The sequence below is a fragment of the Bacillus sp. FJAT-42315 genome, assembly GCF_002797375.1.
Taxonomy (GTDB): domain Bacteria; phylum Bacillota; class Bacilli; order Bacillales; family Domibacillaceae; genus Bacillus_CE.
The window spans coordinates 1,717,022-1,738,840 of record NZ_KZ454941.1 but is presented as its reverse complement, the minus strand read 5'-3'; the positions used below and the strand labels follow the sequence as shown (position 1 = coordinate 1,738,840).

General features: G+C 39.9%; 24 protein-coding genes, 1 other RNA gene and 1 riboswitch. Of the genes, 10 read left to right on the top strand and 15 right to left on the bottom strand.

What is annotated here, in order from left to right:
* Positions 1-133: 133 nt before the first annotated feature.
* From CEF22_RS08465 to CEF22_RS08450, 4 genes are all read left to right on the top strand, one after another.
* The gene (locus CEF22_RS08465) at positions 134-553 is read left to right on the top strand and encodes a hypothetical protein (protein WP_100402503.1); all 420 of its coding nucleotides are present in this window, start codon (positions 134-136) and stop codon (positions 551-553) included.
* 187 nt (positions 554-740) lie between these two features.
* Complete coding sequence (locus CEF22_RS08460) at positions 741-1,340, top strand: hypothetical protein (RefSeq protein WP_100402502.1); 600 nt, start codon at positions 741-743, stop codon at positions 1,338-1,340.
* Positions 1,341-1,566: 226 nt separating this feature from the next.
* On the top strand, positions 1,567-1,845 hold the full coding sequence (locus CEF22_RS08455) for an autorepressor SdpR family transcription factor (RefSeq protein WP_100402501.1): 279 nt from the start codon (positions 1,567-1,569) through the stop codon (positions 1,843-1,845).
* The gene (locus CEF22_RS08450; protein ID WP_100402500.1) at positions 1,846-2,484 is read left to right on the top strand and encodes a DUF1648 domain-containing protein; all 639 of its coding nucleotides are present in this window, start codon (positions 1,846-1,848) and stop codon (positions 2,482-2,484) included. It begins immediately after the preceding gene.
* Between the two features lie 278 nt (positions 2,485-2,762).
* Here the strand turns inward: CEF22_RS08450 and CEF22_RS08445 are convergent, their stop codons facing one another.
* Positions 2,763-4,070: a nucleobase:cation symporter-2 family protein gene (locus tag CEF22_RS08445; protein WP_100402499.1), complete on the bottom strand. Its 1,308-nt coding sequence runs from the start codon at positions 4,068-4,070 to the stop codon at positions 2,763-2,765.
* The gene (locus tag CEF22_RS08440) at positions 4,067-4,651 is read right to left on the bottom strand and encodes a xanthine phosphoribosyltransferase (RefSeq protein ID WP_100402498.1); all 585 of its coding nucleotides are present in this window, start codon (positions 4,649-4,651) and stop codon (positions 4,067-4,069) included. The genes CEF22_RS08445 and CEF22_RS08440 overlap by 4 nt, the downstream gene beginning before the upstream one ends.
* 113 nt (positions 4,652-4,764) lie before the next feature.
* Positions 4,765-4,866: riboswitch (purine riboswitch) on the bottom strand.
* A gap of 268 nt (positions 4,867-5,134) precedes the next feature.
* On the opposite strand from CEF22_RS08440, the gene CEF22_RS08435 reads away from it, so the two are divergent.
* The 4 genes from CEF22_RS08435 to CEF22_RS18495 are packed head-to-tail and all read left to right on the top strand — an operon-like array spanning position 5,135 to position 7,585.
* Positions 5,135-5,290, top strand: a complete 156-nt coding sequence (locus CEF22_RS08435; protein ID WP_094835507.1) for a cytochrome c oxidase subunit 2A — start codon at positions 5,135-5,137, stop codon at positions 5,288-5,290.
* 17 nt (positions 5,291-5,307) lie between these two features.
* Entirely contained in the window at positions 5,308-5,787 is a 480-nt protein-coding gene (locus CEF22_RS08430) for a cytochrome c oxidase subunit II (protein ID WP_095480571.1), read from the top strand.
* Positions 5,787-7,436 carry a b(o/a)3-type cytochrome-c oxidase subunit 1 gene (locus CEF22_RS08425; protein ID WP_100402497.1) on the top strand — a complete coding sequence of 550 codons (1,650 nt, stop codon included), beginning with the start codon at positions 5,787-5,789 and terminating at the stop codon, positions 7,434-7,436. The genes CEF22_RS08430 and CEF22_RS08425 overlap by 1 nt, the downstream gene beginning before the upstream one ends.
* Entirely contained in the window at positions 7,430-7,585 is a 156-nt protein-coding gene (locus CEF22_RS18495; RefSeq protein WP_157843197.1) for a hypothetical protein, read from the top strand. Before CEF22_RS08425 ends, CEF22_RS18495 begins: the two co-directional genes overlap by 7 nt.
* A 246-nt stretch (positions 7,586-7,831) precedes the next feature.
* Here CEF22_RS18495 and CEF22_RS08420 read toward each other — a convergent pair whose 3' ends face one another.
* From CEF22_RS08420 to CEF22_RS08370, 11 genes are all read right to left on the bottom strand, one after another.
* On the bottom strand, positions 7,832-8,665 hold the full coding sequence (locus CEF22_RS08420) for a cytochrome c oxidase assembly protein (protein WP_157843196.1): 834 nt from the start codon (positions 8,663-8,665) through the stop codon (positions 7,832-7,834).
* 154 nt (positions 8,666-8,819) lie between these two features.
* Entirely contained in the window at positions 8,820-9,962 is a 1,143-nt protein-coding gene (locus tag CEF22_RS08415; RefSeq protein WP_100402495.1) for a THUMP domain-containing class I SAM-dependent RNA methyltransferase, read from the bottom strand.
* Between the two features lie 148 nt (positions 9,963-10,110).
* Positions 10,111-10,508: RNase P RNA component class B (gene rnpB / locus CEF22_RS08410), an RNA gene on the bottom strand.
* A 78-nt stretch (positions 10,509-10,586) separates the two neighbouring features.
* Complete coding sequence (gpsB, locus tag CEF22_RS08405; RefSeq protein WP_100402494.1) at positions 10,587-10,904, bottom strand: cell division regulator GpsB; 318 nt, start codon at positions 10,902-10,904, stop codon at positions 10,587-10,589.
* Between the two features lie 79 nt (positions 10,905-10,983).
* Entirely contained in the window at positions 10,984-11,544 is a 561-nt protein-coding gene (locus tag CEF22_RS08400; protein ID WP_100402493.1) for an SLOG family protein, read from the bottom strand.
* A gap of 58 nt (positions 11,545-11,602) precedes the next feature.
* Positions 11,603-11,842, bottom strand: coding sequence for a CotD family spore coat protein (locus CEF22_RS08395; protein ID WP_100402492.1), 240 nt, complete (start codon positions 11,840-11,842; stop codon positions 11,603-11,605).
* Between the two features lie 339 nt (positions 11,843-12,181).
* Entirely contained in the window at positions 12,182-13,387 is a 1,206-nt protein-coding gene (locus CEF22_RS08390; RefSeq protein WP_100402491.1) for a ribonuclease H-like domain-containing protein, read from the bottom strand.
* A gap of 38 nt (positions 13,388-13,425) precedes the next feature.
* Positions 13,426-15,672: a DEAD/DEAH box helicase gene (locus tag CEF22_RS08385; RefSeq protein WP_100403956.1), complete on the bottom strand. Its 2,247-nt coding sequence runs from the start codon at positions 15,670-15,672 to the stop codon at positions 13,426-13,428.
* Positions 15,673-15,807: 135 nt separating this feature from the next.
* The gene (locus tag CEF22_RS08380) at positions 15,808-16,176 is read right to left on the bottom strand and encodes a YppG family protein (RefSeq protein WP_100402490.1); all 369 of its coding nucleotides are present in this window, start codon (positions 16,174-16,176) and stop codon (positions 15,808-15,810) included.
* Between the two features lie 67 nt (positions 16,177-16,243).
* The gene (locus CEF22_RS08375) at positions 16,244-16,594 is read right to left on the bottom strand and encodes a DUF1798 family protein (protein ID WP_100402489.1); all 351 of its coding nucleotides are present in this window, start codon (positions 16,592-16,594) and stop codon (positions 16,244-16,246) included.
* Between the two features lie 83 nt (positions 16,595-16,677).
* Positions 16,678-16,920, bottom strand: coding sequence for a hypothetical protein (locus CEF22_RS08370; RefSeq protein ID WP_095480562.1), 243 nt, complete (start codon positions 16,918-16,920; stop codon positions 16,678-16,680).
* 329 nt (positions 16,921-17,249) lie between these two features.
* Here CEF22_RS08370 and recU point away from each other — a divergent pair, with 329 nt between their 5' ends.
* Positions 17,250-17,855, top strand: a complete 606-nt coding sequence (recU, locus tag CEF22_RS08365) for a Holliday junction resolvase RecU (RefSeq protein WP_100402488.1) — start codon at positions 17,250-17,252, stop codon at positions 17,853-17,855.
* Positions 17,856-17,917: 62 nt separating this feature from the next.
* A complete protein-coding gene (locus tag CEF22_RS08360) occupies positions 17,918-20,638 on the top strand; it encodes a penicillin-binding protein 1A (RefSeq protein WP_100402487.1) in 2,721 nt (906 codons plus the stop codon).
* 29 nt (positions 20,639-20,667) lie between these two features.
* On the opposite strand, the gene CEF22_RS08355 is transcribed toward CEF22_RS08360, so the two are convergent.
* Both CEF22_RS08355 and nth read right to left on the bottom strand, forming a co-directional pair.
* Complete coding sequence (locus CEF22_RS08355) at positions 20,668-21,156, bottom strand: YpoC family protein (protein WP_100402486.1); 489 nt, start codon at positions 21,154-21,156, stop codon at positions 20,668-20,670.
* Positions 21,156-21,809, bottom strand: coding sequence for an endonuclease III (gene nth, locus CEF22_RS08350; RefSeq protein WP_100402485.1), 654 nt, complete (start codon positions 21,807-21,809; stop codon positions 21,156-21,158). Before nth ends, CEF22_RS08355 begins: the two co-directional genes overlap by 1 nt.
* Between the last annotated feature and the right edge of the window lie 10 nt (positions 21,810-21,819).

Below are 21,819 nucleotides of genomic sequence, written 5' to 3'. Positions count from 1 at the left end.
CTTTAATTGATAGGCTTATTTTACCTATTTCTCCATTAACTTATTCATGTAAAAAACAGACATAAAAATAAAGTTAAAAGGAAAAATAAACATATTCAACATTTGTTTGTGAAATTATACGAGGAGATATTACATGAAAAACCTATTATCATATTCATTAACAGCGTTTATATGTTTATTTTTGATGAACCATATAGCAGCCGCTGACTCACAGAAGATGGAATACAATAAAGGTCCGTTACATGTGAAAGAAAAAGTGGATGAAAGCAAAGTCGTGTTTGAATTTAAAACAGACTTTGCTTCCATGGCTAAATTTTTCAAACTGAGCGTAAAAGAATTCCACCAATTGCGTGAGAAAAAAAGCATGGTAGAAATCGCTCAAATGCAAGGAATAAATCGAAATGAATTGTTTAATTACTTAGTGGCTGAGCATTATAAACATTTAGAGTTGGCATACGAAAAGAAACAAATCGATTTAGAATTTATCATGGATTATACTCTGCATTTAAAAGAAGATATTATTTGGGAAATGCATGCTAAGAAAAGCGAATAAAGTAGGAAAAAGAAGTTCCTGTTCTAACAGAGCGGCTTATTTATTTTTTAAGAGCAACTCAAATTGAACAGGTCTTCTTGATGTGTAGCTACATCACCAGATCATCGAATTTTACAATAAAATAACAATTCCATCCATGTATAGAGTATAATTCTATATAAAATACCAATTGATTAGGAGAAAAATGATGAGAAAAATACTATTTTTCACAATGTTAGCATCGCTTATGTTTTCTTTAATGGCTTGCAGTAACGATAACACCAATTCGAAAGTCAACACCATTTCTGAAACTAAGCTAACGGAAAGAGAACAAGCTATTCTTACAACTACGGCTAATCAATCTTTTATATTTGACTTCAATGTAGATGGTAAATATAAGAATATAAAATTATGGGTTGAAAAATATGAATCTGGCAAGTTAGTTGGAGAACTAAACAATATTTCTACTGAGATCAAAGATAAAGGAAGCATTATCTTCACCACATCGCAAACGATGGAAGAAAGTAATCAAGCTCTTTTTGCTGTTAGTGTACATAATAATGGTAGTACAAGTACCATCTGGAACTCGGAAACTACGCCAAAAGGTGAACTTAGTACTGTGTGGGGGAGTAATTCGTTAGACAATATATCCATTACCGATCAAATGGTCTTGGCCAGTATTTGTTATTCAAGTAGCCAAGATGGAGTCAGCTCTCTTTCTAGTGATTTTTATCGTGATGCGGACAAACATATGAATGAATTAAAAGACTATGAGGTGGTCTATTTGCTTAGAGGTGAATTCAAGTGATTACTGGATTTTATTTTACAAATAAAGTGACTACGGTTTGGCCAAAATCCGCTTGGGTTCCACAAATTTCTCGAGGGACGAGGTATCTGCCCCTTAGTCCCCCTTGCTTCACAAAATTAATTGACAAGAAGAAAATACCAATATAAACTATAATTAAGCATTTGCTTAATTACTTTATCGTGTACTTTTAGCAGCTTAGTTTCTAATAAAAGGAGGTACAAAAATTGTGTCCTTAGGTAAGATTTTTAAAGCTCTCTCAGATGACAATAGAAGAAAAATATTAGATCTGTTAAAAGAGGGCGATATGACATCAGGTGAAATTGCCAATCATTTCAACATGAGTAAACCCGGCGTTTCGCAGCATTTGAACATCTTGAAAAACTCTGAACTGGTCGTTTCAAATAAACGGGGACAGTATGTTTATTACTCTCTGAACACGACTGTATTACAAGATATTATGAAGTGGGCTATTGATATGAAAAATACGCAAGGAGGAAAAGAATAAATGATAAGAAAATTATTCGTTTGGTTGTTCGTTGCTCTTGCTCTTGGATTAAGCTTTTATTTTTACAAGGAATTACCGAGTAAAATGCCTAGTAAATTTGCTAATTTCGAAGGATCACCAACCGCGTATACTTCCAAGAACCTCATGTTGTTTATCATCCCATTTGCCATGATCATTAACAGTCTTTCTCTTTCTGCACTTTCTTTTATGCGTAAGCAAGGAGTGACCTTTAAACGATTAGAAAAGATTCTAGACAATATTTCAATTGCAGTAAATATTGTTCTACTCGTTCTCCATTGTGCGATTATTTACATCGGTTTAGGAAACGAAGTAAACATTCTTCTATTATTGCCTATCATTGTTGGAATTACTTTTGTTGTAACAGGTAACTTACTTCCACGTGTTCAAGTAAAAGATACGCACAAGAATGCACTTAAACAAGCTTCATATGGGATGTGGCACCAAGTATCTAGGACCGTTTCCTACGCATTATTCTTTGGGGGATTAATTATGATGTTTTCAATACTTCTTCCTCAAAATTTAATTCTAACTAGCTTCTTTGTGATACTTACATTAACCATTGTATCTGCTTTCTTCTTTTCTTACATTCGCTATACGCGTTCTATAAAAATAAACTAAGGAAATAAAGTGAAACTTCAATCAGTGGGGGGTTCTTCATCCCCCACTGTTATGATTAAATCGGACTATCCAGATCGAAAGAATAAAATAAAAACACTCCCAAACATTGATACATCAACGTTTAGGAGTGTTTTGACGTTTTTTTAATTGAATATCTAATTTCGTTCTCGTTTATTTTAAAAAAACAAGATGCTAATACTTATTTAGTCTATTTAGACGAAAAATCTCAAACAAGCATCAATGAATTTCTACTATGTTTAACTTCTTTTACCCCTCAATTACGACACCTTCGCCCCACTCAATGCCACCACTTGCTTGCGTTTACTGCCAATTTCGTTAAACAAGATATTCAAAATGATCGCTGTCATGCTACCAGCCACAATGCCATTTCCTGTTAAAATTTTCAAACCTTTTGGCAAGTTCGCAAATAAGTCCGGTACAACGGTAACACCGAGCCCCATGCCAACCGCACAAGCGATAATTAATAAGTTCTCTTGTTTCGCCATATCGACTTGGCTTAACATTTTAATCCCTTGAGCAATGACCATTCCAAACATAGCGACCATCGCTCCGCCTAAAACGGATAGCGGAATAATCGTTGTAAATGCCGCAATTTTTGGTACGAGTCCGAGTACAATTAAAAATCCTGCTGTATAATAAATCACTTTCTTCGATTTCACACCTGATAACTGCATTAAACCGACGTTTTGCGAGAAAGCGGTGTAAGGAAAGGCATTAAAGAGACCGCCTAGTATAATCGCAAACCCTTCTGCGCGATAGCCTTTAGCAATATCTTTTTCCGTAATGCGCTCGTCGCATATATCACTTACCGCAAAGTAAACGCCGGTTGATTCTACAAGGCTGACCATCGCGACTAAAATCATCGTTAAAATCGCCGTCCATTCAAAGGTAGGCGTACCGAAATAAAACGGCTGCACCATATGGAAGTAAGACGCTTCTTGCACTGGTGAAAAATCGACCTTATCCATAAAGAAAGCAATCGCCGTTCCAACGAGCAAGCTAATCAGCACGGAAATCGAGCGAACAAATCCGGTAAAAAAACGATATAACAAAATGATTAATAATAATGTCGTTCCGCCAAGAGCAAGATTTGATAACGATCCGAAATCTTCACTGCCAACTCCTCCACCCATATTGTTCATCGCTACTGGAATTAACGTCACTCCAATAATCGTTACGACTGAACCTGTCACTACAGGCGGAAAAAAGCGGACAAATTTACTAAAGAAAGAAGATACGAGTAAAACAAAAATACCTGAAGCAATAATCGCCCCATACACGGCGGAAATGCCAGATGATTCACCAATGGTAATCATCGGAACGACCGCAGTAAAGGTACATCCTAATACAACTGGCAAACCTATTCCCAGGAAACGTCCCTTCCACACTTGCAAAAAGGTCGCGATCCCGCACATGAAAATATCAATCGATACTAAGTATGTGAGTTGCTCCGCTGTTAACCCTAACGCTCCACCAACAATCAATGGAACAATGACCGCTCCAGCATACATCGCTAGTACATGCTGCAAGCCCAGTGAAGCGGTTTTTAACACCGATGTTTTCATACGTGGGCCTCCTCGACAAAGGTCACTTTGCCATTTTCAAGCGATTGCACACGAGCCAATGACTCCACGCGGACATTTTTTCCTTCTAACAGCTTTCTTCCATCTTGGAACGACTTTTCAATGACAATTCCAATACCAGCCACATGTACCTCTGCTTGCTCGGCAATGTTTAATAACCCTAAAGCGGCTTGTCCATTTGCTAGAAAATCATCAATAATCAAGACACGATCCTCTTTATTTAAAAAGGCACTAGAAACCGCAATGCGATTCGATTGCTGCTTCGTAAATGAATACACATCTGCTGTTAGTAATCCTTCTGTTAACGTCAGCGATTGGCGCTTTCTAGCAAAAATGACCGGCACACCCATCTCTAGCCCCGCCATCACACTTGGCGCAATCCCACTAGATTCAATCGTTAAAATTTTCGTAATGCCCTCTTCTGCAAATAAGCGAGCAAATTCTTGTCCCATTTCTTTCATTAATACAGGGTCAATTTGGTGATTTAAAAAGGCATCCACTTTTAATACTTCATTTGAAAGTACCTTACCCTCTTCAACAATTTTCTGCTTTAAACGATCCATCTCTATTTCCCCCTCAACAATAGTTGATCTTTGGGGCATAAAAAAGCCCAAAGATCATTACATTCCTCAAAAAAAGAGTGAAGCAATGCCCTTTGGGTTCTTTCGCTGCATTCATACAGCCACTGCTCACTCATAGTCAGACGATTTACGGTCATCCGGTAGAAACTTGCAGGCCCTATCCCCACGATTATATGAGCGAATGATATTTTTTAATGTATTCACATTATATCAGCAAAACAAAGAAATTCAAGTTTATTTACGAACATTAGAAAGTTTTTTAGAAAAAACATTCGTGAAATGAACTTTTTTCCATTCCTAGTTCTTATTCACTTGATCTTTTCTTTACAGAGCCTTCATACATTCTTCACATTTATTTCACAAATCTACTTCTGTTTTGTGATAATTCTCACAGATGAAATCCATTTCCAACCTTATGATGATGGTAACGAAAGATATTCGACAGGAGAAGAAGGAGTGAGATCAATGGCAAAGCTTGAAACGAAAGAAATGACTGAAGTGAAAGTAAATCCAGAAGATTCTTCATCATTAAAAGGTACATTATACGCTGTATTTGGAATAGGAATATTTCTTGTCATCACTTGGCTTATCGTTTTTTCCATTTTCTTAGAACGCAATTAAGAGAGGAGTTATAAATTATGCATCTTCATCGTTATGAAAAATGGTGGTTAACCTTTGGAATTGCCTCTTTAGTCGTCTTTCTTGTTATTTTAGGAATTAGCGCTTTCCATCAAGGTCACCAGCCCCCAAGTGCCAATGCTGTTATCAATCATGAAAAAGTAGAACAAATCAAGCCTTTTGATCAACCTGGTTTAACGAAAGTAGAAGGGAAAGATTGGGATTACGAATTAGTCGTACTTGCATCAGCATTCTTTTATAACCCTGGCGAAGTCGAAATTCCAGTAGGTTCAAAAGTAAAAGTGATTGCAACAACAAAAGATGTCGTGCATGGTTTTGAAGTAGCTGGCACAAATATTAACATGATGCTTGTTCCAGGTCACGTGAATGAATTAGTCACAACTTTTGATAAAGCTGGCGAATACCTTGTTGTTTGTAATGAATACTGTGGTACTGGTCACCACACAATGAAATCGATGTTTAAGGTGGTGGAAAAATAATGAATAATCCATTAACGAAAGTTGATCGCCGCGATGCTAAGTTAGCAATGGCTCATATGTATGTTGCATTTGCAGCCCTTGCCCTCGGAGGACTTGCTGGCTTACTTCAAGTATTAGTTCGCTCTGGACGCTTTGAGTTACCATTAAATATCGGCTATTATCAAGTATTAACGACACATGGTGTATTACTCGGACTCGTTTTAACTACTTTCTTTATTCTTGGCTTTCAAACAGCAGGTGTCAGTCGTACAGCTGGTACATTATCTAACAAACAGCGTCTAACAGGATGGATTGGATTTTGGGTAATGTTACTTGGTACAGCAATGGCTGCGACTATGATTCTATTAAATGAAGCAACTGTTCTTTATACATTTTATGCCCCATTAAAAGCTCACTGGATTTTCTATCTTGGATTAACATTTGTTGTTGTTGGTAGCTGGTTAGTTGGATTTGCACAAGTAGCGAAATATATCTCTTGGCGCAAAGAAAACCCTGGCCAACCTGGACCGCTCTTTACATTTATGGCTGTCATCAATATCGTTCTTTGGTTCGTGGCAACGATCGGTGTAGCAGTAGAAGTCATCTTCCAATTGCTTCCTTGGTCTTTAGGCTTAGTTGATCGTGTAGACGTACTCATTAGCCGTACACTATTCTGGTATTTCGGACATCCGCTCGTTTACTTCTGGTTACTTCCAGCGTACATGTGTTGGTATGTCATCATTCCGAAAATTGTCGGCGGAAAAATCTTCTCTGATTCTCTAGCAAGACTGTCCTTTATCTTATTCTTACTATTCTCTGTGCCTGTCGGTTTTCACCATCAGTTAACAGAGCCTGGTATTAGCGCATTCTGGAAGTTCCTTCAAGTCGTATTAACGATGATGGTCGTTATCCCGTCGTTAATGACAGCGTTTAGCTTGTTTGCGACATTTGAGTTATACGGTCGTTCTCGTGGTGCGAAAGGGTTATTTGATTGGTTTAAACTGCTTCCTTGGAAAGACGCACGATTTGTCGTTCCATTTATAGGAATGGTCGCTTTCATACCAGCTGGAGCAGGCGGAATCATTAATGCTTCCAACCAAATGAACCAAGTTGTTCATAACACGATTTGGGTAACTGGACATTTCCACTTAACACTGGCAACATCTGTTGTGTTAACGTTCTTTGGTATTACTTATTGGCTCATCCCTCATTTAACGGGACGTGTACTAACACCAGCGATGAATACATTAGCGATCGTTCAAGCCTTTACATGGGCGCTGGGTATGGGCATTATGTCCGCTGCGATGCACTGGGCGGGCTTACTAGGAGCTCCACGTCGTTCATCATTCTCTACTTACGGTGATGCGGCACAGGCACTGGAATGGATTCCATATCAAATCGCTCAAGCAGTCGGCGGAACGATTCTATTCCTAGGTATCATCTTAGTATTAATCATCTTCATTAACCTTGCTTGGTTTGCACCAAAAGGCGAAGAAGAATTTCCGATTGGTGAAGTGGCTGAAGGTGCCGAACAAACACCAATGGTTCTTGAAAACTGGAAAATCTGGATCACAGTCACTGTCGCTTTAATCTTAGTTGCTTACACAATTCCAGTTATGGACATGTTCCAATATGGACCAATCGGATCGAAAGGATTTAAACTTTGGTAATATCCAAAAGCGGAAGGCGACGATTAGCGACGTATGAACTAGAACGACCCGCACGAGATAAAGGAAACACGATGAACGATAGTGAATCGATGTTGACTTATCGCAAGGAGGAGCGTGGAAGTTCACTAGTCGCTGGCGCCTGGAGCTAGACGATACTAAAGCGGAAGGCGACGATTAACTCCCACCCAACTTTAAGTAAACACTAAAAGCCTATGCTACTCATTTGGTAGTATAGGCTTTAGTATTTTTGATAAGTATAAACTACACAAATTCTCATTCACTTTAATCGAATAGCTAGATGTACGATTCATATATCGTTAATTTATGACCCGTTAGTTCAAAAACGATATAATCAGAACCGTTCTTTTTTAGATAAAAATAGAGTGCTTCATCATCTATTTCTTTTTATAAGGCACATTAAACGATTCTCTCGCATAGTACGGGTAATCATCATCAGGTTCTTCTTCCTTTTTCGCCCACCTTGACATAATGATGAATAAAGCAATGCCATATGTCGTCAACTGAATCCCCTTCAGAAAGCCACCGCCTAATTGCTGATCCCCTAGCGCTGATAAGCTAGGTAGAATTTGTTGCCCTGCTTGATATAACATGTAATGTGGATGACCTGTCGCTAGAAGAAAAATACCGATCGGTAATAGTAACAATGAAGCTAAAAAGATATAAAGAACGCGCACCTGCTCGGAAAGTTTCGTCATTTCCGGAAGTGGCGTAATGATTGTCCACCACATAATAAAAGCAAACAACAGCAAAAGTGTTTGAAGGCTCTGGAGTAGCACTGAATGACTGATCGCCATATTAAAAACAGGTGGGGCAAAATAAACGGATAATGAAATATTAAATAGTAAAGCAGATGGAAACGGGTGAGTGAGCCATTTCATCACTCTTCTCTTTTGATAAGACCAAAAATAAGAACGCAAAAAATCAACCGGTAAACTCATAATGCATAACGGCGGCACGACAAAGAGAACGACCATCAATTGCAGCACATGAGCACTAAATAATTGATCGCCACTCACTAAAGCAATCGGACTGCCTTTAAAGAGATAAAATAAAACAACCGCTGTGAAAAAAAACAATTTTTGCTTACTCGTCACTTTATATTTACTCGTTAATTTCATATATAACAACGATAGTAATACGAGCATAACAAAAACGCCAACTCCCCAAAACTTAAACGAGCCATAATGAGAAATTAGATTGCCGCTCACTGTAAACATAACCTCCTTCACGAAAAAACAATCGATTTATCCCCCTAATTATTTACTATAACAAAATATTCTAACTTTTTCACGCATAGACAGACCGATCATGACAGAAAACACTAAAGCGGAGACGACTTGTCGCTCCGCTCAAAAACCTATTCTATTTTTCTTTTCTTGGTGGACGTTTTCCCCAATATTGATAATAGTCCGTTCGAATAAAGCCGTTAAATAACTTGCGCTTTTTCGTTGCCGGCTTGCCATAAAATTGTTCAAAGCCTTCATGCGATGTCATCATGTAGACTGACCAAGTATCATATGGCGCTAAAGCCGCGCCCATTGCTTTATACATTTGCTCGACTTCCGGACGATCTCCAAGGCGCTCACCGTACGGCGGATTCCCTACGATCACACCATACTCTTTCTTCGTCGTAAAGTCAGCGACATTCATTTGCTTAAATTCAATTAAATCGCCCAGTCCTGCTTCAAACGCATTCTCTTTGGCAATCTCGACCATGCGATGATCGATATCGTAGCCTGCAATATCAAGCGGTTGATCGTAGTTCGCCACATCTTCCACTTCACCTCTTGCTTTGTCCCATACAGCTTTTGTCATCCATGGCCAGTTTTCAGAAACAAAATCTCGATTAAAACCAGGGGCGATGTTTTGTCCAATTAAAGCCGCCTCAATTGGAATCGTTCCTGAACCGCAAAATGGATCGATAAACGGACGATCGGGATGCCAGTTCGTTAATTGAACAAGTGCCGCAGCCAACGTTTCCTTCAAAGGGGCGCCCCCTTGAGCCACTCGATAGCCGCGTTTATGTAAGCCTGCGCCGCTCGCATCAATCGTTAATGTCGCTTTATCTTTCAATAATGCAACTTCAATTTTAAATAGCGGCCCGGACTCTTGTAGCCATGTTTGCACTTTATATTTTGAACGCAATCGTTCGACAATCGCTTTTTTCACGATCGCCTGACAGTCTGATACGCTAAACAACGTCGACTTTACAGACTTTCCTTGCACTGGAAATTCGGCATCGACTGGTAAATATTCTTCCCAAGGCAATGCTTTCGTCGATTCAAACAACTGATCAAAGGTTGTTGCCTTAAATTCACCGACAACCACTTTTAAGCGATCCGCTGTGCGCAACCATAAGTTACAGCGAGCAATCGCTTCTTCGTCCCCTTTAAAAATCACTTTTCCGTTTTCAGTTCGACCTTCATACCCAAGTTTCTTCACTTCGTCCGCTACGAGCGATTCAAGTCCCATCGCTGCCGTCGCAATTAATGTATATGTCGTCATCATTTCACCTGCACTTTTTATTTTCCGTACATATGTCCGTTATGTATTAACATGTTTCATGAATAAAATGAATTAAAAATTACTACAAATAGAATAAAAGCCCTCCTATAATAGGAGAGCATGTGAAGTTAGTTTCCCAACAATAACGTTCTGTAAGCCATGTTTTGTTCCATTGTACTGCAAGCGATCTGGGAGATCTTGTACTCCGGTGGTAATCATCTATCTCCGAATACCTTCATTAGCATTCGCCCTTCTTATCGTTCATTTCCTTAAAGAAGATGCCCCTACCTAAATTTGGGTTGCTCACTCGTGGGGTTTACCTCGTTCCACCTTTATAATTTCTTATAAAGCTCCGTCACTGTGGCACTTTCAAGATACTCATACCATATCTAAGAGACTTAGGTATTTTCTCTGCCGTCAATCGGACTTTCACCGAACTGCCCTAGCTTATTTATTCACTAGGCACGAACACTACGGGCATCTCAGCACCGTGTGAGCATGGACTTTCCTCTACAACCTCAAAAGTTGCAGCGATTACCCGAACGTTATTATGATCACCTGAACCATTATAGAGGAAAATAGACCTGATTGCAATGGTTCATTTCAATTCCCTCATTTGCCAGCTTATTCATTGTACAACTTATCACCAAACACATGTCTTTCAAGGTTAGATAAGCGTTTTAAAATATCAAAATTAGTTGACCCTGTCACCGATTGTGCGGAAGGAGCCGCTTGCGAACGTGTCATCGTAGTTTCACTTTGCTTTTTCAAACGCAAGTTTTCCCGTTGTAGCTCTTCAATCGCTTGATGAAACATTTTATAGTCTTTGATAATTAGATCAAGAAACTGATCAACCTCATCCGGATGATAGCCTCTCATCGATGTTTTAAATTCTTTCTCTAAAATTTCTTCTGTTGTTAATTGTATTTTGTCAGATAACATCTTCGTCATCACCTCAATGTAGTGCAACTGTTTTATTTATTTTTTCAAAAATAGCTTGTTTTGTCAATCAAAATAGCCCTTATTCCCACTCTAAATTGTTTAATTGCTCCTCTTCGACAATAAGCTGTAGGTCATAAAAGCCAATTTGTCGAATGTCGTAAGGTTGTTGCTCTTGCCATTGCTTGGCCATTTGATATAAATATTGTGGCGAGCCTTCCTTTTCTTCGTCATATAATGCCAGAAGCCCGACCGATTTTTGCAGCATTAATTGATTTTTATTTCTAAATTGCTGCGGACTTGTATACGGTTGATTAGAGACAGAGGCGACAAAATCCGCTTGACTCACGATCATTTCATAGTATGTACGTGTGTCCTCTTTCCAATTTTCCTCTTGCTGAAGGAAAGGAGTAAGCACGGCTAGCTTAATATCATAGCCTTCATCTTGTAAAGCAAATGTGACTTCCGCTGACCAACACTCCACACCTAACTGCCCGCTAATGAGCACCCATTCAAGCCCTTCATCTACGAGCTGAAGAAGCTGTTGTCTAAGCGCCTTCTTAATATAATCAATGGCCAGGTCCTGTTGTTTAAACAGGCCTAGTTCATGAGGCTTATAACCCGTTACCGCCCAAACAGACATAGGCACCTCCCCTATACAATATAAAAAGTAAGGGTTGCCCCTTACTTTTTATTTATAATTAATAACCAAAAGGCGGTCTAGGACGACCTCCACACATCTGTTGCTGATATTGAGCATTTTGAGCAAAAGACTGTGTATGTGGAAAATAATGCTGATGCTCAAACATTTGATGATGCACGTTTGTTGTATGAGTTGGATGAATATGTGGAACAACAATGTTTTCAAACGTGTGATTCTCACAGCACTTTGTCGGATGAACAACAGCAGGCATTACTCTAGGTGGTCTGCAAGGAAACATCTGGATTCCCCCTTTCCTTTTCCTGTTTACATAAGCAGTTTATGAAAGGACAAGGGAACATGTACTATTACAAACACCTATTTTACATAAAGCTATAAAAACTCGTCTTTAAATTCGTCATCACTAAGGCCGTCAAACAAATAAACACAAAAAACAAGACAAATAGTGCACGATACACCGTCAATCCACCCCAAAAGTATTTTTCATAATATTTCTACATGATTCTACATTTTACAACCTTTTTACTAATTATACAATCAATATACGGCTGGAATTTGGGGAATTTACTAAGAAAATACGCATTTTTTGTATAAAAACAAATACCGAGGGTAATATTGGTTAATTACCTAATTTTCTCTTAATGCGGTTCAGTCGTTTGCTGAGCATTTCATTCGTTTCCGCTAACAACTCGGCTGCATATTGAGCATGCGTTAATGCCATTGGATAATCTTTGGCTTGATGTTCATAGTATTTGCTTAATTCCAGATGGGCTTCTTTCTTATAGAGATCCGAGCCATTCTCACAAACTTCATTCCATAAGTGAATAGCTTCTTGCCATTGTTTCTTTCTTTTATAATGAAATGCAAGAGCGTGTTTCGCTTCTAACCCGACGACTGACGAATCATTCTCGGCAATTTGCTGATAGGCTTGTGTCGATTTCCCCTTCTCCCCGATATAACCAAGCCATTTCGCGACTTCGATTCGCTCTCGACCTGTGCTATCTTGGTTTTTTTGGAGAATGTGATGACTCAAATGTGTGTAGAGCGTAATCAATGTTAATATATCCTTCTCATTATGCTCCATCACTTTCAATATACCTTCAGGATCGCGTCTTTCCAAATAATCAAAATAAATCATCGGCGCTAAAAATCCAGGGACATCTTCTTGGCGCTCAATGCCGAGAATCTCTTTTTCTACATTAGCTAGCTTCACTGATTCCATCGTATGCTTCCACATTCGTCTAGATGCATGAAATAAATCAAAGTGACCAAACGTCGGTAGTTTAGGCACATGATCGCGAACGAGCGTATGTCTCGTTTTCACTTGTGGCCAATCGAACGCCTTTCCATTATATGTTACTAACGTCGTGTAATCGACTTGTTCTAAGAAACTGGCATATAACGCTACTTCATTCCCAGGCGCCGGTAAAAAATGCTGCCGCACAACCACGCGATCTGCTAACACACGCGCATAGCCTAGCAGAAAAATGGTGTTACCTACTCCTCCACCAAGCCCTGTCGTTTCCGTATCGAAGAAAAACAAATCATTCACTTTCATCCCTTTAGCAGAAAGTGGGTGTTGCCCATCCCAATCATTCCAAGCGCCCACTGCTTCCTTTATTTCCAAAAACGAGTGGCGCCCGTGCTGATAATCAAGTGGATAGCTCACCTCTCGAATGAAGCAATGCTGATCACCAAGCACGTAAGGAATCACGTGAGCATCGCCCCATCCTGCAATAGTAGGTACCTCCTTCTCCACTTTCACCGTCTGTTCTTCTTTTATAATATGAGACTTCATTCGCTTTAATTTGTTAGATAGACTCATTTTGCTAACTCCTTCACCCACTGCTGTCAAACATCATGTTAACATTGATTAAGCAATTGTATACTTCGTTGTTTCGCTTGGATTCCTTTTATTTCTGTTCCAATACATGAAGGGCAACCATCTTCACAAGGACAATGCTGAATTAAGTTGATAGCCGCTTCTTTCATCGAATCAAAACGTTTATACACATCTTCCGCTAGCCCAATGCCACCGGGATAATGATCGTATAAAAAGATCGTTGGCAATCCAGAATGTGTTGCTTTCACTTGCGATACGACGTGAATATCTTTACGATCACACATCACATAGACAGGAACAACATGCTGCAAGACATTCGCCACACCTAATAACAACTGCTCAAGCGTTCGTTCCCCTATAGTTGGGTCGACTTCCGTTAATTCGATCCACATCGCACTCGTATGCAATTCTTCTTCTGGCAGATGGATCGGGCCAGAGCCGATATTCTCAAACGTGCTTAATCGGATTTTCTTAAAAATACTGGGGAGTATATTAATCGTCACATCTCCATAGTGAATTGCCGTCCGCTCTCTCTTTTTCGTTTGATCGATTTCTAACACTTTTAGCTGTACCGCTAAATTAGCATCTGTGAAATATTCGACGTCCACTTCCCTGACATACGCCTTTTTATGCTCCCAATCTAGCTTTTCTACTTGATATTGAACGCCTTCATGTAAATAAATCGCTTCGTCGTGTAATAAGGTCATTGCACTAAAACGGTCCATTTCACCAATAATTTTTACATTTGCTGTTTCCGACTGATCGATAATGACGACATTCTCCTGCGAAGCCGAGCGCAAGCTAATGCCTCCTGCCGGGAATGATTGATTCGCCCAATAATACGTGTCACCATTTTGGTGGATCACTCGTTCTTCCACTAAAAATTCGAGAATATCTTGTACATCGAGCGCACCAAATTGTTCTCCTTCTTTAAAAGGCAACTCATAGGCCGCGCATTTTAAATGATCAACTAAAATAATTAAATTGTCGGGATTGATTCTCGCTGATTCAGGAGAGCGATCGAAAAAATAAGCGGGGTGTTGGACGATATATTGATCAATTGGCGTTGAACTCGCGACCATTACAATCAGTGCCTCGCCGTGCCGCCTCCCCGCTCTTCCTGCTTGCTGCCATGTGCTCGCAACACTTCCTGGGTAGCCTGTCATAATACACACTTGCAGCTGACCAATATCTACCCCAAGCTCTAACGCATTCGTGCTCACCACACCTAAAATATCTCCTTCTCGTAAGCCTTTTTCGATCTCCCGCCGCTGCTTCGGCAAATAACCACCGCGATATCCTCTAATCGATTTCGTTGCGATTTGATCTTTCACAAGCTCTTGAATATGACTTAAAATAATTTCCACTCGCACTCGACTTCGAGCGAAAACGATCGTTTGGATTTTATTTTTAAGGAATTCTTTCGCTAACTGATTGACTTCGACAGTAGCACTTTTACGAATATTTAACGGCTTGTTCACAATAGGCGGATTATAAAAGACAAAATGTTTCCTCCCCCTCGGTGCTCCATTATCATCTATAAGGCGCATCGGGTTTCCTGTTAGCTGCTCGGCTAACTCTTTCGGATTAGCAATTGTTGCCGATGTACAAATAAAGATCGGATCACTTCCGTAAAATCGGCAAATCCTTTTTAAGCGGCGGATCACATTGGCAACGTGACTACCAAACACTCCACGGTATGTATGCAGTTCATCGATCACCACATATTTTAAGTTTTCAAACAGACTGACCCATTTCGTATGATGAGGTAAAATGGCCGAATGGAGCATATCTGGGTTGGTAATGACAATATGCCCTGCTTTTCTCACGACTTGGCGAATCGCAGGTGATGTGTCCCCATCGTATGTGTAGCTCTTAATATCGATCCCCATTTCATCAATCAGCTCGTTCATTTCGCTTTTTTGATCTTGCGCTAATGCTTTCGTCGGAAAAATATAAAGCGCCCGACTCGTCTCATTCTCGATAATAGATTGTAAGACTGGCAAGTTATAACACAATGTTTTCCCCGAAGCCGTCGGCGTAACGGTCACGATATTTTCTCCTTTTTGTACCGCCTCAAAAGCCGCCAACTGATGACTATACAATTCACCGATCCCGCGTTTTTGTAGAGCGTGCTTAATATGAACATCTACATGATCTGGCAGTGACTTTGTTTTCGCTTCTTGTGGTTCAACCTCGTGCCAGTTGATAATATTTTCATTATTTCTTAACTCTTGAATGAGGTCTGAAAGTGATTTTTTACCGATCATTAACGTTGCCCCCTTATTGATATGTACTAGTTTATCGAATAAGCGTTTGGTTTGCTAGTTGGAATTTGTCGCTGAACATAGAGAAAAACCGCAAAAGGATGCGATCCTCTTACGGTTTTTCTAAAACTATGATCACACTTTCAACCATCCGCTCACACCTTTGACAATGCTCCCTAGCTGTGACATCGTATTCATCATCATTCCTGCTGTATCTAATGCTTTGTTCATATTAAACGATCCATCTTCATTTTTAAACGATTGGATAAACATATTGCTTGTGTTCTTTTGTGGTAATTGGTTAGGATGTGGGGCAAGGGGCATTTGCGAATAAAATGGCTGCTTTTGTTCCGGCATTTGCATGTGATATAACGGATGATCAAATAACTGACCAGCAAATGAAGAATACTCTTGAGCTTGTGAGTGAAAAGCAGGATAAGAAGGGCTATACGGATGATACATATAATACTCAGGCCGAGGTGGCATCGCTTCCCAAGGATTCATTCTTTCTCCCCCTACTTGACTGTTTATTCATAATTATCGTATGAAAAAGCAGGGCAAAAAGTGAGCATCATTTCAACTCGTTCAACAAGCTATTTAATAAGAAACTCGTTGATTCTATATAATTTTTAAAGCGAGTGTAGCTTGTCTCTGGAAAGAAGGCCTGAACAGATACTAACTCGATATTTTCAACCACAGCTTTCACTTGTGGTTGATGGATATATTTAAATCCCCCTTGCTGCAACTGTTCGTCTATTTCTTTTTCCCAGCGAGTGGACACGTCGTTTGCTCGATCAGCAAACGGCTTAACCTCTTCGTAGAAGTCGCCTTTTTCATTCGTCCTTCTTTTCTCATGATAGATCTCATTGGCTTCTTTGACGACCGCCAGTAGTTCAGTCGTTAACTTTTGAAGTTCGTTCATCTGATATTCTCCTCTGATGGCAACAATTCCTTATAAGATGTTCACATTCTATAAGTTTTTCTTTCAGACTTCAAGCAAAGAAATTATAAAGGCTCGTACATCACTTTGAATGATTGAACCATTTTATAAGAAGAAGGAGCGGCAAGAAGATAGTCTGCACCTTCTTCAAGGTGTTCTATTCGTTCTAAGATGAGTTCTTTTTTTCTCCAGAGGCGATTGCAATGAGCTTTATGCAAAATAGCCACACGTTTTTGCATTTCTCTTTCAATTTGTCCGACGGTCTTTTCAATCTCCATCAATGTGCGCAGTACCTCTTCTCTTGTCACGTTTACCACTCCTTTTTCTTATAGTTCTTTCCTCGCTTATATATGCTTTCGGTCTGTCATCGTTGATCTCCTTCACGTCTGACAAAACTAGTACCTATTCGTCAAAGAAAGAAGAGAATTGAGACTAGTGTCACTCATTTCGACAAAGTCCAAATACCTATTTTTTCAAAAAATGCAGAATATGAAAGAAGAGGGTATAATAGAATAAGTGGGTGTAGCTGTTTTTATTTTTCGCTCTCTCTTTTCATGATTTACAAAAACAGATATTTTTCACGCCCCATAAATAAATTTTTCTGTTATGATATGTATTATCTTGTGAGGTGTATTCAATGGTGATAAAATATCCAAATGGAAAAAAGTATGCTCCACAATCAAAAGCATTATCCATGCCGCCCCAATTGAAGCAGCAAAACTATAGCAACAGAGGAATGACGCTTGAGGAGGATCTAAACGAGACAAATAAGTATTATTTAGAGCGTGGGATCGCGGTGATTCACAAAAAGCCCACCCCCGTCCAAATTGTTCAAGTGGATTACCCAAAAAGGAGCGCAGCTGTCATTAAAGAAGCTTATTTCAAACAAGCTTCGACGACGGATTACAATGGTGTGTATAGGGGAAAGTATTTAGATTTTGAAGCAAAGGAAACAAGGAATTCCACTTCTTTTCCACTGAAAAATTTTCATGAGCATCAAATTGAGCATATGAAAATGGTGGAACAGCAAAACGGCATCAGCTTTGTCATTCTCCGTTTTGCCACATTAGAAGAAATATTTTATCTTCCGGCTACTCACTTGTTTGATTTTTGGGACCGGATGAAAAATGGAGGTAGAAAGTCGATTACCAAATCTGAAATAGAACATGTCGCATTTCGAATTCCATTAGGACTTCATCCACGGATTCCCTATTTATCTATTATTAATCAATTGCACTTTTAATATTAGATAAAGATTAATTTAGGAGTGTACTTACTCCTTTTGAAAGCGAGGATATTAGACAAATGTCTGATCAATACAGTTCACGTACAGAAAGACGAAAACAACAGAAAAAAAGACCTGCGAAAAAATCGGCAACGACTAAAGCAAAAAGTAACAAACGATCGATCGTCAAAAAAGTATTTTTGACCCTTGTCGTTCTCATGTTCCTTTCTCTTGCGGCTGGCGTAGGAACGTTTGCCTTTATGGTTAAAGATACGCCTGACTTAGACGCAGCGTTATTAAGAGACCCTATCTCTTCAAAAATCTACGATAAAGATGGTGAATATATCACTTCCATCGGTTCAGAAAATCGTGAATATGTCAAATACGAAGATATCCCCCCAATGGTCAAAGAGGCTATTTTAGCCACAGAAGATGTTCGCTTTTTTGAACATCATGGGATCGATATTTTGCGCATCGGTTCAGCCGCTATTGGCAACATCACTCAAGGCTTCGGTTCCCAAGGAGCCAGTACAATTACACAACAAGTAGTGAAAATGTCGTTTTTAACACCTGAAAAGACGTTAAAACGAAAAGCACAAGAAGCTTGGCTCGCTTTTCAACTCGAACGACAATATTCTAAAGAAGAAATCTTTGAAATGTATGTCAACAAAGCATTCATGTCGGGAAATATGTCTGGAGGTATTCACGGCATAAAAACGGCGGCTAGCTATTACTTCGATAAAGAGTTGGATGAGTTGACACTAAATGAAGCTGCCTTGCTCGCTGGTATGCCACAAAGTCCAAACAATTACAACCCATTTAGACATCCTGACCGTGCGGATAAGCGAAAAAATGTTGTCTTATCTTTAATGGAGCAACACGGAAAAATTACAAGCACAGAAATGGCAGCAGCCAAACAAGAGTCGATCACAGCTTATTTAACAGAGCCACAAGAAACAGAGAACAAAAAATACAATGCATTCATTGACATGGTTGTAGAAGAAGTGCAAGAAATGGGAGAATACAATCCGTATTCCGATGGCTTAAAAATTTATACAACGCTCGATCGTAATGCGCAAGATTATATGGATAAGTTATTAAACACGGAAGAAATCATTAATTATCCAAGCGATGAATTCCAAGCAGGGATTGCTCTTACAGACACGAAAACAGGTGAAGTTCGAGCGATTGGAGGCGGACGCAACCAAAAGGTGGAACGAGGGTATAATTACGCGGTTGACTTAAAACAACGCCAACCAGGTTCTGTCATTAAACCTTTAGTTGATTACGGTCCTGCTATTGAATACTTAAAATGGTCAACGTATCAACAATTAGATGACCGCCCTTACTCGTATTCAAACGGAGCACCTATTCGTAACGCTGGCGGATCTTATATGGGACCAGTTTCTGTGCGAACAGCTCTCGTCTACTCTCGTAACATTCCGGCCTTACAAACGTATCAAGAAGTCGGTCATGAAAAAGCAAATGAATTTTTAAGCAATGTAGGCATTCAATTGCGTAAAGAGGAATCCGAAAACGAATCAAATTCGATCGGTGCAATGAGCGGCATCTCTCCGCTCGATCTAGCAGGTGCTTATGCGGCATTCGGAAATGAAGGACAATATAATAAACCTCACACAGTGAAGAAAATTGTTTTGTCTGATGGAGATACAGAAATTAAAAATGACATTAAGCCGAAAGCTGCGATGAGCGATTATACCGCTTATATGATTTCAGATATGCTGAAGGATGTTATGGACGAAGGAACAGGGAGAAGAGCCAATATTCCAGGTCTCCACGTTGCCGGAAAAACGGGAACGACGAACTATACTGAAAAAGAAAAAAGAGAATTTGGCATCCCTAATAGCGGCTCTCCCGATTCTTGGTTTGTCGGTTATACAACGAACTACACAGCCGCAATCTGGACAGGATATGCAAGTAAAAAAGAGTATTTATCGAAAGAAAGTCAACAAATTTCCAAAAAACTATTTAAAAACCTAATGGAAGAAGTTTCTGCAAACGTCGAAACGAAGAATTTCAAACGTCCAAAAAGCGTCGTTGAATTACCTATCGTCAAAGGCTCTAATCCAGCGGCTATTGCTGGAAAAGATGTACCTAAGAGCGAAATAGCCTATGAGCTATTCGTTAAAGGGGAAGAGCCGAAAAAAGTGTTTAATGACTTTAAGAAAGAAGAAGAGAAAAAAGAAGAGGCTAAAAGTGGCATTACAGGCTTAAGCGCTTCTTACGATGCAGCTTCTCAAAGCATCTCTGTCTCCTGGTCCTTTAATGGAGAAGGTACGCCGAGCTTTACCGTTTCTTCTAACGGCGCTTCACAGGCTGTTAACGGCACATCAACCGTTATTAGCAATGTACAACCAGGCCAAACATATAATATTACCGTCACAGCAACCGTAAATGGAGAAGCAGCTGGTACAGCCTCCACTTCGGTCACCGTTCCAGGTGAAACAACACCGGAAGAACCTGAAACTCCACCTGTTGATCCAGAAAATCCAGATGGAGAGAATCCAGACGAAAATGGGAACAACAATGGCGGTGGTACTCCTCCTACAGATGGTGGGAACAACAACGGTGGCGGTACTCCTCCTACAGATGGTGGTGGGAACAACAACGGTGGTGGTACTCCTCCTACAGATGGTGGTGGTGACAACAACGGTGGTGGTACTCCTCCTACAGATGGTGGGAACAATAACGGCGGCGGTACTCCTCCTACAGATGGTGGCGGCACCCCTTCAACTGGTGGTGGCGGTAATAGCCAACAAGGAAAACCGACGGAAACATGAACAAAGGGATGGCCAGTGGGCCATCCCTTTTATTTTTGGTCATTATTTCGTAAGCTATGTTTAGCAAATTGCTTCTGTTGCTCGGTCATCAATGTATCTATTTGACGATACGCTTGGTAGGAAAACGGACGCGCAAGAACAAATGACAGCCTTTCTTCTACGTTCAGTGGCTTGACATTAAACACAGCGACCTTTTCTTTCCAACCATTCAATACCACCGGATCATGGTTGCTCCAAAACAAACTCATAAAAAATAAGGCAATCACCGTCTTCATCAGCGGATCAACCTCTGTCTCTTTTTCCTTAAAACTCCTCTCAATCAATGGTTGCATCGATTGATAAGCCTCCTGAACCATTTGTAAACCATAAGAAGGATTTCTCCAAGGCGTTTCCTTTCCTTGAAGTTCATAAATAAAATAAGGAGGGATCACCAAGCTAGACGATGGAACAAGCGTAACCATTTCCTCTTGAAAAAACAAAGGATGCTTTAAGCTATTTGGTACGACCATCTCTATCATTAGCTAGCCTTCCTTTTCATCCGCTTCTTTCCTTCACGACATAAGTCTAATAACGGACATTCTTCACATTTAGGAGACTGCGCCTTGCAATGATAACGTCCAAAGAAAATAAGACGATGATGGGTTACAGACCATTCTGCTTTCGGAATTTTCTTCATCAACGTCTCTTCTACTTCTGTAACAGAATCCTTCCAGCGACAAATCCCTAACCGTTTACTCACTCGCTCGACATGTGTATCCACCGCAATCGCTGGCACATCAAAAGCAACAGACGCGACAACATTGGCTGTTTTTCTCCCAACGCCGGGTAGCTTCACTAGCTCATTTTGTGTTTGCGGAACTTCCCCATCCATTTCTTCAATCAGCATCTTACTTAGTTTTTGAATATTTTTGGCCTTGTTACGATAAAGACCGATCGAGCGAATATCTTGTTGTAGCTCTTCTAGTGGAACCGCCAAATAATCTTCTGGTGTTTTATATTTTTGAAATAAATCCTTCGTCACTTTGTTTACTAAAGCGTCTGTACATTGAGCAGATAACGCCACGGCGATGACGAGTTCAAATGGATTCTCGTGTCGCAGCTCACAATGTGCATCAGGAAACATCTTGGCAATTTCATCTAGACAATGGCGAATTTGTTGTTTATTTAACAAAGTGCTTCTC

Coding starts and splice junctions, on each gene's coding strand:
- CEF22_RS08435 (WP_094835507.1), top strand. CDS start 5,135: ATGGCAAAGCTTGAAACGAAAGAAATGACTGAAGTGAAAGTAAATCCA.
- CEF22_RS08375 (WP_100402489.1), bottom strand. CDS start 16,594: ATGAACGAACTTCAAAAGTTAACGACTGAACTACTGGCGGTCGTCAAA.
- CEF22_RS08460 (WP_100402502.1), top strand. CDS start 741: ATGAGAAAAATACTATTTTTCACAATGTTAGCATCGCTTATGTTTTCT.
- CEF22_RS08415 (WP_100402495.1), bottom strand. CDS start 9,962: ATGACGACATATACATTAATTGCGACGGCAGCGATGGGACTTGAATCG.
- CEF22_RS08425 (WP_100402497.1), top strand. CDS start 5,787: ATGAATAATCCATTAACGAAAGTTGATCGCCGCGATGCTAAGTTAGCA.
- CEF22_RS08440 (WP_100402498.1), bottom strand. CDS start 4,651: ATGGATCGTTTAAAGCAGAAAATTGTTGAAGAGGGTAAGGTACTTTCA.
- CEF22_RS08380 (WP_100402490.1), bottom strand. CDS start 16,176: ATGAATCCTTGGGAAGCGATGCCACCTCGGCCTGAGTATTATATGTAT.
- CEF22_RS08465 (WP_100402503.1), top strand. CDS start 134: ATGAAAAACCTATTATCATATTCATTAACAGCGTTTATATGTTTATTT.
- CEF22_RS08395 (WP_100402492.1), bottom strand. CDS start 11,842: ATGTTTCCTTGCAGACCACCTAGAGTAATGCCTGCTGTTGTTCATCCG.
- CEF22_RS08355 (WP_100402486.1), bottom strand. CDS start 21,156: ATGATAGAGATGGTCGTACCAAATAGCTTAAAGCATCCTTTGTTTTTT.
- CEF22_RS08360 (WP_100402487.1), top strand. CDS start 17,918: ATGTCTGATCAATACAGTTCACGTACAGAAAGACGAAAACAACAGAAA.
- CEF22_RS08400 (WP_100402493.1), bottom strand. CDS start 11,544: ATGTCTGTTTGGGCGGTAACGGGTTATAAGCCTCATGAACTAGGCCTG.
- gpsB (WP_100402494.1), bottom strand. CDS start 10,904: ATGTTATCTGACAAAATACAATTAACAACAGAAGAAATTTTAGAGAAA.
- CEF22_RS08445 (WP_100402499.1), bottom strand. CDS start 4,070: ATGAAAACATCGGTGTTAAAAACCGCTTCACTGGGCTTGCAGCATGTA.
- recU (WP_100402488.1), top strand. CDS start 17,250: ATGGTGATAAAATATCCAAATGGAAAAAAGTATGCTCCACAATCAAAA.
- CEF22_RS08430 (WP_095480571.1), top strand. CDS start 5,308: ATGCATCTTCATCGTTATGAAAAATGGTGGTTAACCTTTGGAATTGCC.
- CEF22_RS08450 (WP_100402500.1), top strand. CDS start 1,846: ATGATAAGAAAATTATTCGTTTGGTTGTTCGTTGCTCTTGCTCTTGGA.
- CEF22_RS08390 (WP_100402491.1), bottom strand. CDS start 13,387: ATGAGTCTATCTAACAAATTAAAGCGAATGAAGTCTCATATTATAAAA.